We start from the raw sequence: 625 nt of genomic DNA on the forward strand, positions 1-625 counted from the left end.
TGGTGCCAGCGCTGCCACCTGATCCACGACCGCCCCGAGCACCTGCGGCGCCGGCGCCTGACCTACCTGCGGCGGCGGGCGATGGGCGACCTGTTTCTCGGGCCCTACCCGGTCATCTGACCGGGTGTACGGTCGGAGCAGCGCCCCCGGCCGGCAATCGATCTCCCGGGTGCGCGAGCCCCTCCTGCCTGCGTGCGGATCCACCGATCGTGTATCACCGTGCAGGGCGCCGCTCCGCCGTCGCTACACGGCGATACAAACAACCGGTCGCCGAAGCGCCGGCGCGGCTCTACTCGGGAGGTCGAGCCCGGGGGAGCGCCTGTGGAGCACATCGACCACGTGCTGATCGTCGACGACGACCGCGAGATCCGAGAGCCGGTGTCCGGCTATCTCAGGAAGATCGGCCGGCGGTTGAGCGTGGCCGACGGCGGGCTTCAGATGCGCGCGCCGGCATGCGAGGGATGAGGGCGCGCCTCCCGGGCAGCCTGCGGAGCCGGCTCTTCCTGATCCTGCTCGCTGGGCTCCTGTGCGGGCAGGCGCTCGCCTTCGCGGTCATGCTCCTCGAGCGGGACCGTTCGGCCCGCGCCGTGATGCTGACGACGCTCCAGCGCGACGTCGCCGTCGC

The 625-nt window shown here is 72.0% G+C and carries 1 pseudogene; it reads left to right on the plus strand.

Annotation, left to right across the window (positions count from 1 at the left end):
- Window positions 1-321: 321 nt before the first annotated feature.
- Window positions 322-447: pseudogene (locus VQ02_RS37925) on the plus strand (DNA-binding response regulator); the annotation flags it as partial.
- Between the last annotated feature and the right edge of the window lie 178 nt (window positions 448-625).

The organism is Methylobacterium variabile, assembly GCF_001043975.1.
Taxonomy (GTDB): domain Bacteria; phylum Pseudomonadota; class Alphaproteobacteria; order Rhizobiales; family Beijerinckiaceae; genus Methylobacterium; species Methylobacterium variabile.